Origin of the sequence: Ensifer sp. LC384, assembly GCF_001695865.1 — a bacterium.
Lineage (GTDB): Bacteria > Pseudomonadota > Alphaproteobacteria > Rhizobiales > Rhizobiaceae > Ensifer.
In genome coordinates, this window is sequence record NZ_MBST01000067.1 from 217471 (window position 1) to 233413 (window position 15943).

General features: G+C 62.4%; 9 protein-coding genes and 1 tRNA gene. 3 read left to right on the plus strand and 7 right to left on the minus strand.

The window, feature by feature from the left end; genetic code table 11:
• Nucleotides 1–164: 164 nt before the first annotated feature.
• The 3 genes from BC363_RS30255 to BC363_RS30265 form a co-directional block, all read right to left on the minus strand.
• On the minus strand, nucleotides 165–1928 hold the full coding sequence (locus BC363_RS30255; RefSeq protein ID WP_065782947.1) for an adenylate/guanylate cyclase domain-containing protein: 1764 nt from the start codon (nucleotides 1926–1928) through the stop codon (nucleotides 165–167).
• A 400-nt stretch (nucleotides 1929–2328) separates the two neighbouring features.
• A tRNA-His gene (locus tag BC363_RS30260) sits at nucleotides 2329–2405 on the minus strand.
• Nucleotides 2406–2553: 148 nt separating this feature from the next.
• Nucleotides 2554–3003, minus strand: coding sequence for a phasin (locus BC363_RS30265; RefSeq protein WP_065782950.1), 450 nt, complete (start codon nucleotides 3001–3003; stop codon nucleotides 2554–2556).
• 230 nt (nucleotides 3004–3233) lie between these two features.
• Between BC363_RS30265 and BC363_RS30270 the strand changes: the two genes are divergently transcribed.
• Together BC363_RS30270 and BC363_RS30275 are read left to right on the plus strand one after the other, a co-directional pair.
• On the plus strand, nucleotides 3234–6842 hold the full coding sequence (locus BC363_RS30270) for an ATP-binding protein (protein WP_065782955.1): 3609 nt from the start codon (nucleotides 3234–3236) through the stop codon (nucleotides 6840–6842).
• Nucleotides 6843–6934: 92 nt separating this feature from the next.
• Nucleotides 6935–8617, plus strand: coding sequence for an iron ABC transporter permease (locus tag BC363_RS30275; RefSeq protein WP_065783048.1), 1683 nt, complete (start codon nucleotides 6935–6937; stop codon nucleotides 8615–8617).
• 366 nt (nucleotides 8618–8983) lie between these two features.
• On the opposite strand, the gene BC363_RS30280 is transcribed toward BC363_RS30275, so the two are convergent.
• Entirely contained in the window at nucleotides 8984–10936 is a 1953-nt protein-coding gene (locus BC363_RS30280; RefSeq protein ID WP_065782957.1) for an acetoacetate--CoA ligase, read from the minus strand.
• A 176-nt stretch (nucleotides 10937–11112) separates the two neighbouring features.
• Here BC363_RS30280 and BC363_RS30285 point away from each other — a divergent pair, with 176 nt between their 5' ends.
• Nucleotides 11113–12936: an AsmA family protein gene (locus tag BC363_RS30285; RefSeq protein ID WP_065783049.1), complete on the plus strand. Its 1824-nt coding sequence runs from the start codon at nucleotides 11113–11115 to the stop codon at nucleotides 12934–12936.
• Between the two features lie 51 nt (nucleotides 12937–12987).
• Here BC363_RS30285 and BC363_RS30290 read toward each other — a convergent pair whose 3' ends face one another.
• From BC363_RS30290 to BC363_RS30300, 3 genes are read right to left on the minus strand one after another with little or no spacing between them, the layout of a single operon-like run.
• Nucleotides 12988–13803 (minus strand): ABC transporter permease subunit, encoded by an 816-nt coding sequence (locus BC363_RS30290; protein ID WP_065782959.1) that lies wholly within the window; start codon nucleotides 13801–13803, stop codon nucleotides 12988–12990.
• A 3-nt stretch (nucleotides 13804–13806) separates the two neighbouring features.
• Nucleotides 13807–14718 carry an ABC transporter permease subunit gene (locus BC363_RS30295; protein WP_065782961.1) on the minus strand — a complete coding sequence of 304 codons (912 nt, stop codon included), beginning with the start codon at nucleotides 14716–14718 and terminating at the stop codon, nucleotides 13807–13809.
• A 4-nt stretch (nucleotides 14719–14722) separates the two neighbouring features.
• Entirely contained in the window at nucleotides 14723–15865 is a 1143-nt protein-coding gene (locus BC363_RS30300; protein WP_065782963.1) for an ABC transporter ATP-binding protein, read from the minus strand.
• Nucleotides 15866–15943 lie beyond the last annotated feature (78 nt).

Below are 15943 nucleotides of genomic sequence, written 5' to 3' on the forward strand. Positions count from 1 at the left end.
AGCGCCGCATGGCCTGACCTCTCGTCTTAGCGTACAGCCAGGATCGACCTGAGAATGGCCTCACATTGGCCCACGAGCAAGCAGTAAACAGCGAATCGTCATCCGTGCCACGGGACGGTACGGCGGCGAGGTCGAATGGACCTCCTGACACACGCCTTCCCTGGTTAGATGGACACTCCGGCCTCGCGGAGTCCGTCCGCCAGTCGATCGAGTACATTGGGATCCCGGTAGGGCAAGGCCCGCCTGAGGTGATCGATGGAAAAGTTCGGGTTAACCTCGAATACCTCGTGCCAGTAGCGGCGCGCTTCCTCGTGGCGCCCGGTGCGACCATAGAGGCAGGCGAGATAAAAGCGCGTCATGTCCGATCGCGGCGCAAGCGCCAGGCGGCGCTTGAAGGCGATCTCGGCCTCGCCGAAACGGCCGAGGTTCAACAACGTCCGCCCCAGGAAATGCAGCGACAGGTCGAATTGCGGATCAAGCCGATGGGCCCGTGTGTAGAATGGCAGCGCGTCTTCGTACCGACCTTGGAAATCCCGTATCGTGCCAAGTGCGGTATGGCAGCTCGCGGAATTGGGATCGAGTTCGATCGCCCTTTGAGCGGCACGCTCCGCTTCGTCGAAGCACCGCATCCAGCAGAGCCCGAGCGAGAGAGCGTGATGGCCATGCGGCTCGTTATCGTCGATGTCGACGGCCCTTTGTGCCAGCTCCAAAGCGCGTTCAAGATCGTCGGCAGTCCCGCCGTTCCACCGATTGATGAAATCGGTCAAGACGATGATCGCGAGAGAAGCGTAGGCAGCCGCAAGCCCCGGATCGATGGCGATGGCACGCTCGAGCATGCTGCGCGCCTCGGCGGACGATACGGCGTTGAACCGCAGAATGGCCTGGCGGGAACGGACGAGCAGATCATAGGCTTCCGGATCGACCTTGCCGAGGCTCTCGCGTCGCTCTTCCTCGTCAGTTGTTAGCTTCACCTTGAGCGCGGTGACGATGGTGCGGGTCACTTCGTCCTGAACCGCGAAGATATCTTCAATTCCCCGATCGTAGCGCTCGGCCCATAGATGACCGCCGGTCGTGCCATCGATCATCTGGGCATTGATGCGGATTCGATCAGCTGCCCGGCGCACGCTGCCTTCCAGGACATAGCGGACGCCAAGTTCCCGGCTCACCTTGCGGATATCCGGCGCCTTGCCCTTGTAGGCGAAAGAGGAGTTGCGGGCGATCACGAACAGACCGGAAACCTTTGAGAGATCCGTGATGATGTCCTCGGTGATGCCGTCGGCGAAATAACCCTGCTCCGGGTCGCCGGACATGTTGTCAAACGGCAGAACGGCTATCGATGGCTTCTTTGGAAGCTGCGGCGGGGCTTCGGTGGCAATCTTGACGGGATCGTTCGTGCGGTCGTCCGGCGACCACGTCCAGATGTGCACTGGGCGTTCGATGTTCTTGACCTCGTGATGACCGCTGTCGACGAAGTCGAGGTCGATGCGACCATGCACATATTCATGAACGCCACCCGAAATGGCCACGCTGCCAGGCCTGGCAAGCGCCTCGATACGGGCCGCCACATTGACCCCATCGCCGTAGAGATCGCTGTCAGCGACCATGATGTCGCCCAAGTTGACGCCGACGCGAAGCACGATCGCCAGGTCTGGCGGCACGTCCTTGTTGGCGGCTGCCATGGCCCGCTGAAGTGCTGCGGCGCATTCGACGGCGTTGACGGCGCTGGAGAACTCGACGAGCACGCCGTCGCCGGTCCTCTTGAAGACACGGCCCTGATGTGTAGCGACGAGCGGCTCCAACACCTCTTTCCATCGCGCCATGAGCTGCGTGTAGGTGCTTTTCTCGTCACGCTCCATGAGCCGGCTGTAGCCGACTACGTCAGCCGCCAAAATGGCGGCAAGCCGCCGTGTGATGGGCTCGTTGGCCATGGACAATGGCGCCTTCCTGGGGCGCCTTCCTAGCGCCCATTGACGAAATTTTACTGGCGTCTTGCTCCCATGTCCATTCGGCTTGAAGCTGGTTGGCCGATATCCAACATCGTTGCAGGGCGCGCCAACCCCCACTTGTGTGGCGCGCTGATGCGGTTCCAAAGAATGTCGGCTTCAGGGTGCGATCCGGCCATCAGGAACGACCGGTTCGGGTCGATGGCGGAGATGGACGCAGCAACGTTTGGAACTCCGCTCCTGCCTCAAAGCGGATTTTAGCGTTGGCACGACCAACCCGCACCGTCGATTGTGGTGCATTTGTCGTGCAAATATCCGGAGAACGTCGATAGAGACGGAAGCGGGTGCGCGAACAGCGTTTAATATCAGACAGATATAAAGAGAATGGTACGGTTGGGGGGTCTCGAACCTCCGACCTCAGGTGCCACAAACCTGCGCTCTAACCAACTGAGCTACAACCGCACATACAAGCGACATCAGTCGCTTGGCGGCTCACATACGGAGACTTCCGTCGCTTTGCAAGCCTAAATTTGAGATTATCCTGCAAAAAGACCGGATGGCAAGCCACCCGGTCCCATTCAAGTCCAGCGCGGCCAGGGGCCGGCGCTGATCAGACCTTCTTGAAGGAAGACATCGCCTTTTCAGCGGCTTCCTTGCCGGGCTTTGCGACATTCTCGGCAACCTTCTTGGTTGCTTCCTGCATCGACTTGGTCTGTTCGACGGCAAGTTCAGCCTGCTTGCGGAAGAACGAGGTCTGCAGTTCGACGAATTCGGACAGCGACTTCACGCCGAGCAGCGCTTCCATGTGCGAAAGCGAGTTTTCGGCATTGGTGCGCAGCGCGTCGATGGCCTTGAGGCCGAGCTCAACGCTACCGGTCTGGGCGCTTTCAAGCGTCGCTTCGACGGTCTTGCTGGCTTCCTCGGCAGCGGTCTTCATCTTGGAATAGGCGTCCTTCGACTGGGCAGCGCCCTTTTCCGCGAAGTCGCGGAAGCTGTCGGCAACCTTTGCCGGATCGAAAGAGGAGAAGGAAAATGCGTCGTCGGTCTTCTTGGTAGCCATGAAAGCGCTCCTTGGTGTCAGGGCCCTCTTTTGAGGCGCCGTTGATTGATGCACGCTATATAATCGATCCGCTTGTGCATTGCAATAAAATTGTGCGGTGCACAAAAACACCTGCGTTAACCCTTCGCAGTGAAAGGGGTGAGCGAGGGCCGCCGATTGCTGGACCCTCAGCCTCCCGGCGGGTATTAATAGAGTGTTAACGTACCAGCGATCCGTCAATAGGCCCGTCCATGCCCGCAAGACAGTACCCCTTCATCGACATTGCCGTGCATGAGCGGGTGCGCGAACATTTTGCGCGCGGCGATGCGGCGATCCTGTTTTCGAGGGATCTTGGCCGCGTTCTCTGGGCCAACGATCAGGGTGCCGCGTTCTTCGGCGTCGGTTCCATCTACGACTTCATCGACACGGGCCCTAATCCGAACGACTTGTCGGCGCGCCAGTTGAAGACGGCTGCGACGCAGCTCGTTTCGGTCGGCGACCGTCGTCAGCTTTTGATGCGCATTGCCTCAGGCTTTCGAAGCGTGCCGCTGAACACGGCGGTGGAACTGATCCGTGTTCGGCCGGACGAACTCGGCGTCCTCTTCACCGCGCCCCATTCCGGAAAACCGCTTTCGACGGAAGATCGGGCTGCGCGCATGATCGCCGGGCTCGATGGCCCGGACACGCACATGGCCGTGCTCGACGCCGACGGCGCGATCGTCGCACAGTCACCGGGTTTTGCCAATCTCGGCATGTCCGACGAGACGCGGCGCCAGCTCGTCTTGGCCGTTGCCCGCGACCACGACTGGCTGATCAAGCGGCCGGTCGCCACGGCAAAGGGACACCTGCCCGCCGCCATCGGCAAGATTGCCGACGCACCGGCGCTTCATCTTCTTTTTGCGGTGGAAACCATCCTTGGAAACCTCGACCCGGATGAAGCACCGGCCGAGCCTTTGCAGCCGGCGGCACCGGTTCAGGATATCACCGAAACCGATGTTGCTACCGAGGTCGGGCCGGCTGCCGTCGAACCGGACGCCGCCATGGCTGCCGACGCCATGGAAACAGTCTACGAGCAATCGGTTCCCGGTGACCTGGGATCAACGGATGGGCAGATCGTCACCGAAGACGAAATCGAGCAGCCGCTTGCAGAGGCGGACGATATCGTCTCATCGACCGAGATCGAGGAAGCTTCGCGCGACCTCACCATCGACGCCGATGTCGAGACGCCGTTGGAAATGACGACGGCCGAAACAGCGGATGAGGCCCCAGGGCAGACAGACGCCACCGACGGCGACGCGGAGCAATTGCCGACCGCCGAGCCAGCCCCCGTCGCCGACCTGGTGCCGGCGGAAACGTCCGAGCACGGCGACGCGGCCACTGACGCTCAATCCGACTTCGCCTTTGCCACCGGCGGGCGGGCGGTGCGGTTCGTCTGGAAGATCGACGCGGAAGGCCAGTTCAGCGAAATCTCGGAGGAATTTGCCTCGGCCGTCGGGCCGAAGGCCGCCGACGTGATCGGCGTCAGCTTCGCCTCCCTCGCCGCGCGCTACGGCCTCGACCCCGACAACAAGATCAACGCGCTCTTGCACCGCCGCGACACCTGGTCCGGCAAGACGATCTTCTGGCCGGTGGAAGGCACGAGCCTCAAGGTCCCGGTCGACCTTGCCGCCTTGCCTACCTACTCGCGCTCGCGGGAATTCGATGGCTTCCGCGGTTTCGGCATCGTGCGCGTTGCGGACGCCGTCGAAGACGAAAACGCCAGCGGCCTTTCACTCGATCGTGACGGGGGTGCGATAGAGGATGTGGTCGTCCCGGCTTCGGCTGACGACCTGCCAGCGGCTAACGAGATCCGCGCCGACGGCGAGCGTGAGACCGAGGAGCCCTTGCTTTTTTCTGACGAGCCGCAGTCGACCGAGGCAGTAACGGCCGACCAGCCTGCGGTGCCGGCCGATCCATTCCTCGGCGAACGCCCGGCGCTTCGCATCGTCGAGACGCCTGGACGGCGGGCTTCCGACAAGATCATCGAACTCGAGCAACACCGCCCGGCCGGCTCGAGCGCGCTCACCCGCGGCGAACAGGCGGCGTTTCGCGAAATCGCGCGACAGCTCGGCGAGAATTTTGTGGCGCGCGCAGACGCGCAAGCTCCCCAATCTGACGAGGCTTCCAACGACGCCATCCAAGGCGAAACGGAACAGCAGGTATCCGAACCCGTCGACGAAGCAGCTCCTGAGGCCGCGCCAATCGCGACCAACGAGCCCGAGCTTGTGACGCCAGAGGCTTCGATCGAGGTGGCCGCAGCCGAACCTCGGTCCGACGACCTGGCCGAGGCGGGCATGGATCCGGCTGCGATCGCGACCGTTGGCTTCAGCGGTGAGATCCTTGATAGCCTGCCTGTCGGCCTGCTCGTGCATCTCGGCGACGACTTGCTGCACGCCAATCCGGAATTCCTGCGACTGACGGGCTACGACACTCTCGATGATTTCAAGCAGGAAGGCGGCATTGACGCGCTCTTTGCCAATGACGAAGAGATCGGCGACACTGAGCCCGACGGCACGATGACGCTGATCCGCAAGACCGGTCAGCTCGTTGCGGTGACGGCGCACCTGCATTCGATCCGCTGGGACGGCAAGAGCGCGCTGATGCTGGCGCTGGCATCGACCGAAGTCTCGCAACCCCATGACAGCGAAGCCGGCCAGGCTGAAGTTAGCCAGACGCCCGTCGCCGATGAACAGGTCGGCAAGCTCAAGACCGAAATCGACGAGTTGCGCTCGATCCTCGAAACGGCGACCGACGGTGTCGTCATTCTCGGACATGACGGCGATATCCGCTCGATCAACCGCTCGGCGAGCGCCCTCTTCAACTACGATGAGAGCGAAATCCGCGGCAAACCGTTTGCGGCGCTCTTTGCCCATGAGAGCCAGAAGGCCGTCATCGACTACCTGCAGGGCCTGTCCGGCCACGGTGTTGCCAGCGTGCTCAACGACGGCCGCGAGGTAATCGGCCGCGAGGCGGCAGGCGGTTTCCTGCCGCTGTTCATGACCATCGGCCGCCTTTCCGCCTCCAACGGCTATTGCGCCGTCATCCGCGACATCACCCAGTGGAAGCGGACCGAGGAAGAGTTGCGCAGCGCCAAGCGCGCGGCGGAGACGGCAAACGCCCACAAGACCGAGTTCCTGGCGCGCGTCAGCCACGAGATCCGCACGCCTCTCAATGCGATCATCGGCTTTTCCGACATGATGGCGAGCGAGCATTTCGGCCCTGTCGGCCATCCGCGCTATATCGAATATGCCGGCGACATCGGCCGCTCCGGCCGCCATGTGCTCGACATCGTCAACGACCTGCTCGATATCTCGAAGATCGAGGCGGGCGAGATGGATCTCGACTTCGGCTCCGTCGAAATCAACGACGCGGTTTCCGAAGCGGTGTCGCTGGTGCAGCCGCAGGCAAACAGCCAGCGCGTCATCATCCGCACGTCGTTTTCGGCAGCGGTGCCGAGCGTGGTTGCCGACAGCCGCTCGATCAAGCAGATCGCGCTCAATATCCTGGCAAATGCCATCCGCTTCACACCATCCGGCGGCCAGATCGTGGTGTCGACCTCCTATGAGGCGAACGGCAGCGTGATCCTGCGCATCCGTGATACCGGCGTGGGCATGACGCGCGGAGAACTGGACCAGGCGATGAAGCCCTTCCGGCAGGTGACCACCGGAGGCCGCAAGCGTGGCGACGGTACCGGGCTCGGTCTTCCGCTGACCAAGGCCATGGCCGAGGCCAACCGCGCCCAGTTTGCCATCACCTCCGCACCGAACGAGGGCACGCTGGTGGAAATCTCCTTCCCGTCACAACGCGTCTTGGCGAACTGACGACAGATGCTGTAAGGAAATGTTGACTTGAGGAAGCCAGTTTGTTGGCATCCTCACAGCTTTCCTTGCCGTTTCGCTCCGGATTCGATCGATTGCAGTCCACGTCACAAAGTCTCAAGCGGCGCCGCAACGGCGCGAGAACCGGTCTTTCCCATCCGTTGCTCGCCTTGTGGGCCGGAGGCGCTTCGTTGATCGTGCTGATGCCGATCCTCGCCATCACATGGCTTGCGATTTCGGGGGGTGGCTCAGACTGGCCGCATCTCATGCAAAACGTCATCCCGCGCGCCACGATCCGCACGTTGCTGCTGATCGGGTTGACCGGTGCGGTCACCGCCGTCGTCGGCATCCTGACGGCATGGCTGGTGGCGAGCTGTGAGTTTCCGCTGCGCCGACTGCTGTCTGCGGCCTTGGTGCTGCCGCTTGCCATTCCCGCTTACCTCGCGGCCTATGCGTTCGGCGAACTGTTCACCTTCACCGGGCCGCTGCAGGGGCTGATCCGCGCCATCTTCGGTTTCAAGACCAGCCGCGACTACTGGTTCCCCGACATCCGCTCGCTCGGCGGCGCGGTCCTGGTGCTGAGTTCCGTGCTCTATCCCTATATCTATCTCGCCTGCCGCTCGATGTTCCTGATGCAGGGGCGCGCAGCGGCCGACGTTGCCCGCACGCTCGGCGCCGGGCCACTCAAGGTGTTCTTCCGCATCCAGATCCCGATGGCACGACCGGCGATCATGATCGGCCTGACGCTGGTGGCGATGGAGACGCTGAACGACATCGGCGCAGTCGAATTCCTCGGCGTGCAAACGCTGACCTTCTCGATCTTCGACACCTGGCTCAACCGCGGCAGCCTTGCCGGCGCCGCGCAGATCGCCTGCATCATGCTCGTCTTCGTCATCGGATTGATGATGATCGAGCGCGCGGCGCGGCGCAGGCAGCGCTTCTCCAGCCAGAAGACGACATCGGCAGTGCACGATGCCACCAGGCTGTCGCTCTCCGGTTGGAAGAAGTGGGCCGCGACGATCGCCTGCCTGCTTCCGGTTCTCTCCGGCTTTGCTGTGCCGTTCCTGATCCTCGGCAATTACGCGCTGAAGCGGCTCGATCAATTCATCGAGCCACGGCTGCTGAACGCACTCTTCCATAGCATCCTGGTTTCCGGTGCCACGGCGCTGGTTACGGTGCTGCTCGGCTTCGTGCTTGCCTATGCCGCCCGCACCGGACGTTCGCGCTTTACCGACACGGCCGGCCGCCTCGCCTCTTTCGGCTACGGCGTGCCCGGCACGGTTCTGGCGATCGGCGTGCTCTTCCCGCTGGCCGCGCTCGACAATATGGTCGACGCCGGCTTTCGCAGCATCCTCGGCATATCCACGGGTCTCCTGATGACGGGAACGGGCTTTGCCATCATCTATGCCTGCACCGTGCGCTTCCTCACCATGGCCGAAGGCACGCTGGAGGCCGGCTTCCAGAAACTGTCGCCGCACCTCGACATGGCCGCACGCGCGCTCGGCCGCACCGGCGGGCAGACGCTGCGCACCGTGCTTCTGCCGATGATGCGCCCAGCCGTCTTGACCGCAGCACTTCTCGTCTTCATCGAGACCATGAAGGAACTGTCGGCGACGATCATGCTGCGCCCGTTCAACTTCAACACCCTGGCAACGCTCGTCTATGAGGACGCATCGCGTGCCAAGGTCGAGGATGCATCGGTGGCCGCGATGATCATCGTCGTTGCCGGCATGATCCCCGTGATCCTGGTTTCGAGATCGATGGAACGCCGCCCCTAGAGCATGTCGCGCAAAAGTGCGCAGCGGTTTTCCGAAAGTAAATGCTTAAAAAATATAGGATAGCGCGTCTCCGCAACGGCGCCCGAAACGCTTTAACGCTGCCACCCTCAAGGCAAAAAAAGAGGTGGCTGGGAGGCCACCTCGATAATTGAATGCTAAACCAACAAATGCTCGAGAAGTAATGACATCATGTCTGCGGCGGCATCGCTGCCAGGCGCCGACCACTCATCGGCCAGCCTCAAGTTGGCATGACCATGCGCCCGCAATCGTAAACAAGACCTTACCAGCCGATCCGACAATTTTAGGGATTTTTCAGCATGTCTGAAGGCTTGGTTAATTCCAAAAGCGCGAACAAGTTAACGCCCCTCAATTTTTGAGGGCATCGAGCCCGGCAAAAAGATCGAGCGCTTCCGGGTTGGCGAGGGCCTCCTTGTTCTTGACCGGGCGTCCATGCACGACGTCGCGCACCGCCAGTTCGACGATCTTGCCGGATTTCGTGCGCGGAATATCCGCGACCGCGATGATCTTCGCCGGCACGTGGCGCGGCGATGCGCCGGTGCGGATGCGGTTCCTGATCGCCTTCTCCAACGGCTCATCGAGCGAGACGCCGGATGCCATGCGCACGAACAGCACGACGCGCACGTCGTCCTCCCAATCCTGTCCGATGCAGAGTGCTTCGGCGACCTCTTCCATCTGTTCGACCTGGTTATAGATCTCTGCCGTGCCGATGCGCACGCCGCCTGGATTGAGCGTCGCATCCGAGCGGCCATGGATGACGATGCCGCCATGCGACGTCCATTCGGCGAAATCGCCGTGGCACCAGACATTGTCGAAACGTTCGAAATAGGCGGCGCGGTATTTGACGCCTTCGGGATCGTTCCAGAACATCACCGGCATGGACGGGAACGCCTTGGTGCAGACCAGTTCGCCCTTTTCGCCGCGCACGGAGCGGCCCTCGTCGTCCCAGACGTCGATCGCCAGTCCGAGGCCCGGGCCCTGGATCTCGCCGCGCCAGACCGGCTTCAGCGGATTGCCGAGCACGAAGCACGAGACGATGTCGGTGCCGCCGGAAATCGAGGCAAGCTGGACGTCCGACTTGATGCCCTCATAGACGAAGGAGAAGCCTTCGGGCGATAGCGGCGAGCCGGTCGAGGTCAGCAGGCGCAGGCTTGAAAGGTCGTGGGTCTTTGCCGGCTCGAAGCCACCCTTGCGAACCGCGTCGATATATTTCGCCGACGTGCCGAAGACGGCAAAGGTTTCTTCCGCCGCATAATCGAAGAGGACGTTGCCGTCCGGATAGAACGGCGAGCCATCGAACAGGCAAAGCGTCGCGCCGACCGCCAGGCCGGAAGCGAGCCAGTTCCACATCATCCAGCCGCAGGTGGTGAAATAGAAGAGCTTCTCCCCGTCTCCAAGCCCGCAGTGGAAGCGATGCTCCTTCAAGTGCTGCAGCAGCGTGCCGCCGGCCGAATGAACGATGCACTTCGGAACACCCGTGGTGCCCGAGGAGAACAGCACATAGAGCGGATGGCTGAACGGCAAGCGCTCGAAGGTGAGCGCCTTGGCCGCAAACGGAGCGGTGAAATCGTCGAGCGTCACGCCTTCGGCGATCGATGCCGCCAGCACCCTCGCTTCGCCCGCATAGGGAACGATGAGCGTCGGCACGCCCAGAACTGCCGAGACCGCCCGAACCTTGGCGTCGACATCCTGCCGTTTGCCGTTGTACCAATAGCCGTCGCAGGCGATGAACAGTTTCGGACCGATCTGGCCGAAGCGATCAAGAACGCCCTGCTCGCCGAAATCGGGAGAACAGGACGACCAGATCGCACCGATCGAGGCCGTGGCCAGCATGAGCGCGATCGTTTCGGGCATGTTGGGCATCATGGCGGCGACACGGTCGCCCTTGCCGATGCCGCGCGCCTTCAGCGCCTGCTGCAGCCGCGAGACCAGTGCGCGCAGATCGTCCCAGGAAAGCCGGTAGCTGACCTTGTCCTCGCCGCGGAAAACGAGCGCATCGTCGCTGCCGGCCCGCCGCAGCAGGTTCTCGGCAAAATTCAGCGCCGCCTCGGGGAAGAACCGGGCGTCGAGCATGCGATCGCCATTGACCAGAGCCGTCGCGCCGCGATCGCCGATGACTTCGCAATGCTCCCAGACCGCCGTCCAGAAATCGCCGCGCTCAGCAACGGACCACGCGTGAAACGCGTCGTAATCGGCAAAGTTCGTGCTGAAGCGTTCGCCGCACCAGGCGATGAACTGCGCCATCGGGCTGCGCTCGCGGATCTCTGGACCGGGAACCCACAAAGGTTGCTCAGACTGCATGCTTTCCTCCACTCCTACTCCACGCTCTCTATACCATGCTGCAACGCAAAATAAACAGCAGGAGTACCTGCTCCGGCGTCGCATTGGCGACATTTCCGTGTCGACCGCATTTGATTTATGCGGGCCGAAAGCCTATCCAAGCTGCGTGATCCCAAGCGATGGGCAACCCGGCGGAAATGACAAGAAAAATCCTGCATATGATGGGTGATTCACGCCCCTGGTCGCGGCTTCGCCGTCGCCATTTCCTCTGGCCGGCGGCGATCGGCATCGTGCTGGCCGTCGGATACAACGCGGCCCTGCCGCTCGTTATCTCGACGACGGACGTGCGGCCGACGATGGAGCGCATGCTCGACGCCTGGTCGGGCGGAAAAAGCAGGATAACCGGCGAGCCGGATATCCGCTTCTGGCCGAACCCGACGCTGACATTGTACGGAGCCACGATCGAGACGACCGATGGCAATCCCCGCACGCTCGCTCGGATCGGCAGCATCACCGCGGCCTTCAGCCTGCTTTCCGCGCTTCGCGGCGAGCCGGCGCTGGAAGACATCCGCCTGATCGAACCGGTGGTGACGCTGGAGCGCGGCATCGACGGCACGCTGAATTGGGAGCGACCGCGCTGGCTTGCACCGCGCGAGCCCACCGCCGACAGCGACGACACGCCCTTCGGCGACATCACCATCGAGAATGGCCGTCTGCAGGTCTTCGACCGGGCGACCAACTATGCGCGTGAATTTCCCGGCATATCCGGCACCGTGAAGTGGCCCTCCTTCGCCGGACGGCTGAATGCGCAACTGTCGACCATGATCGGCGGGCAGGCCGTGACCTGGTCGCTTGCCTGCGACGAACCGCTGACGCTTTTGGCCGGCCGCAACACGACGCTGAAGACGTCGCTGACTTCCGCCCCCCTCAATTTCTCCTTCGAAGGCGTCGGCAATCTGTCGATGAAACCCTTCGCCTCCGGCCGTCTTCAGGTTTCCACCGCATCATTGCCGGCGCTTGCCGCCTGGTTCGAGGGCAGGGCGCACGAAGGGCTGCCCGAGAGCAGCTTCAATCTCAATGCCAATGTCACGACCGGGGACGCGACGCTGAAGCTGGACGACCTGCGCCTGGCGCTCGGCGGCGCGAACGCAACCGGTGTGCTCGACGTTGCCGTTCCTGCCGACGACACGCCACGCGTGGAGGGCACGCTCGCCTTCGACCGGATCGATCTCAACGGGCTGCAACCGCTCTTCGCGCAGCTCCCTGTCGATCCCGAAGACCTTGCCAGGCACATGACGGACGCTTTCGCCCGCACATGGCGCGTCGACGTGCGCCTTTCGACACAGGAAGCGGCGATCGGCCCGCTGCGGCTGACCGACGTGGCGGCCGGCGTCATGATCGATCACGGGCGTGCGTCGCTCGATATCGGCGACAGCACCTATGCCAACGGCAGGCTCAGCGGCCGCCTCGTACTGTCGGAAGCCGGCTTGACGCGCGGCGGCAAGCTGGAGCTGGTTCTGAAGGACGCGGATCTTGCGGCGGCCGTCGCCGACTTCGGCTTCACCGGCCCGGTGCCGACGGGACGCGGCAACGTCAATCTCGATCTCGCGATCGACCATCCGTTCTGGACGCCGCAGGCAGCCGATGCATCCGGACGCCTGACATTGTCGCTTGCCAACGGAAAACTATCCGAATTCGACGCCAACGCCTTCTCCGACCTGGTCCGCAAGGGTGAGTTCTTCTCGTTGTCGCAGGCCGGCAGCGGCACCTTCGATTTCCAGCGGGCCGACATCGAGGCGCGCTTCAGCGACGGATCGGCCCGGTTGAACCGCGCAACTTTTACCGGGCCTACGGGAAGCCTGTCGATCAACGGCGTCGTCCCCTATCGCAGCGGCAGCCTGGCCCTCGCCGGGACCTTTACCGACGCGAGCAATGCAGCGCAGCGATTGCGGTTCTTCGTCGGCGGCTCCTGGCCGAATGCGGTGATCTCGCCGCTTTCCGTTCTCGGCGAGCCCAACTAAAACGGCCGGCGCTTGCACGCCGGCCGTCCTCTTCAAAAACCGACCTGAGCGCTACTGCGCAAAAGCGGCGCGCTCGTCCTTCTCGCGTTGTGCTTCACGCTGCTTGGTGACGATCGAGGCGACGACGACGCCGATCGCGACAATACCGATGAGGATCGTGCAGATCGCGTTGATTTCAGGCGTCACCCCCAGGCGAACCTGGCTGTAGATCTTCATCGGCAGCGTGGTGGCACCGGGCCCCGTGGTGAAGCTCGAGATCACGAGATCGTCGAGCGACAGCGTGAAGGCCAGTACCCAACCGGAAAAGACGGCCGGCGCGATCACCGGCAGGGTGATCGCAAAGAAGGTCCTGACCGGGGTCGCACCTAGATCCAGCGCTGCCTCCTCGATCGACTGGTCGAAGCTTAGGAGCCGTGACTGCACGACGACGGCAACGAAGCACATGGTGAAGGTGATGTGCGCAAGGGTGATCGTCCAGAAACCGCGATCGAGCCCGATGGCGACGAACAGCAGCAGCAGCGACAGGCCGGTGATCACCTCGGGCATGACGAGCGGCGCATAGACCATGCCGGAAAACAGCATGCGGCCGCGAAAGCGCGTGTAGCGCACCAGCGCCAAAGCCGCGAGCGTTCCGAGCACCGTCGCGCAGGTGGCCGAGAGCAGCGCGACGCGGATGGTGACCCAGGCCGCGTCAAGAAGCGCCTGATTGTGCCAGAGTTGCGCGTACCACTTGGTCGAAAACCCGGCCCAGACGGTGACGAGTTTCGATTCGTTGAACGAGAAGATCACCAGCAGCACGATCGGCAGGTAGAGGAAGCCGAAGCCGAGCACGATGGAGGCGATGTTGAAGCGTGACCAACTGCCCATGACCTACCTCCCCTCGCCGTCGGCTTTGGCCTGCGCGTTCTGGAAGAACACGATCGGTATCACCAGAATCAAGAGCAGGATCGTTGCCACCGCCGAGGAAACCGGCCAATCGCGGTTGGCGTTGAACTCGTTCCAGAGCGTCTTGCCGATCATCAGCGTTTCCGATCCGCCGAGCAGATCCGGGATGACGAACTCGCCGACCGCCGGAATGAAGACAAGCAGGCAGCCGGCAACGACGCCGGCCAGCGACAGCGGGAAGGTGACGCGCCAGAAGGCCGAGAAAGGCGTGCAGCCGAGATCCAGCGCCGCCTCCGTCAGGGTGTGATCCATCTTCTCGAGCGACGAGTAGATCGGCAACACCATGAAGGGCAGATAGGAATAGACGATGCCGATATAGATCGCCCAATTGGTGTTGAGGATGATCAGCGGCTGGTCGATGACGTTGATGCTCATCAGGAACTGATTGAGCAGCCCCTCCGGCTTCAGGATAGCGATCCACGCGTAGACGCGGATCAGGAAGCTGGTCCAGAACGGCAGGATCACCAGCATCAGAAGCGTCGGGCGGATCGATTTCGGCGCCTTCGCCATGCCGTAGGCGATGGGGTAGGCGATCATCAGCGTCAGGATCGTCGAAATGCCGGCAATGATGACGCTCGACACATAGGCGTTGAAATAGAGAACGTCCTCGGTCAGCCAGACATAGTTGTCGAGCGAGAACTCCCGCGCCTTCTCCATGATGCCGGAAAGGCCGCCGAAGAGATCGAAGACCGGCGTATAGGGCGGCATCGCCACCGCAGTCTGCGACAACGAAATGCGAAAGACGATGAAGAAGGGAATGAGAAAGAAGAACAGCAGCCAGGCATAGGGGATGATGATGACCAGGCGGCTGAAGAGGGCTGATGCAACTCTCTCCATGGCCTCAATCCTTCAAGACGACGCCGGCGTCTTCGCCGAACGAGATCCAGACCTGTTGGTCGTAACCGAAGGGGTCTTCGACAGCGCGCACTGCGTTGAGCGAGGACGCCTTGACCACCCTTCCATCTTTCAGCCTGACGTGAAAGACGGTCATGTCGCCGAGATAGCCGACGTCCCAGATCTCACCCTCGACGGCATTGACAGGCGCATGCGCCGGCGGCTGCCGGCTGACACGGATCTTTTCCGGGCGAATGGCGACCGCAGCCTTGGCCCCGATGGCCAGCTTCTCCGGCGATGCCATGCGGACGGGAAAGCCGTTGCCGGTTTCAATGCTGAGATAGCCGCTTTCGGCGGCAGCGACGGTTCCGTCGAAGATATTCACGTCACCGATGAAGTCGGCGACGAAACGCGAGTTCGGCGCCTCGTAGATTTCGGCCGGTGTTGCCACCTGCGCGACCTTGCCGTGGCTCATGACCGCAATGCGATCGGCCATCGTCATTGCCTCCTCCTGGTCGTGCGTGACCACGACGAAGGTCAGGCCGAGCTCCTGCTGCAGGTCCATCAGCTCGAACTGGGTTTCCTCGCGCAGTTTCTTGTCGAGCGCCCCGAGCGGCTCGTCGAGCAGCAACACCTTCGGCCGCTTGGCGAGCGAGCGCGCCAGCGCGACGCGCTGACGCTGGCCACCGGAAAGCTGGTGCGGCTTGCGCTTGGCAAACTTTTCGAGCTTCACCAGCTTGAGCATCTGGCCGACACGCTCGGCGATGTCGGCCTTCGGCATGCCGTCCTGCTTCAAGCCGAAGGCGATATTGGTCTCCACGGTCATATGCGGAAACAGCGCATAGGACTGGAACATCATGTTGACGGGCCGCCGGTAGGGCGGAATACCGGCAAGGCTCTGGCCGTCGAGGATGATTTCGCCCGAGGTCGGCTGCTCGAAACCGGCCAGCATGCGCAGGAGCGTCGACTTTCCGCAGCCCGAGGCCCCCAGGAGCGCAAAGAATTCGCGCGTATAGATGTTGAGCGAAAGGTCATCGACGGCGGTGAAATCGCCGAACTTCTTGGTGACGTTCTTGACGGAAATGAATGGCTTGGACGCAGGATCCGCCCAGGGGGCGAAAGAGCGCCTGATACTGCCGAGTGACTTCATCATCTATCCCCGAATGATACAGCCGATGGGCACTCTCGTTTTCTCCGGTGCCCCCTTTAAGAAAATTGCCCGGATTTT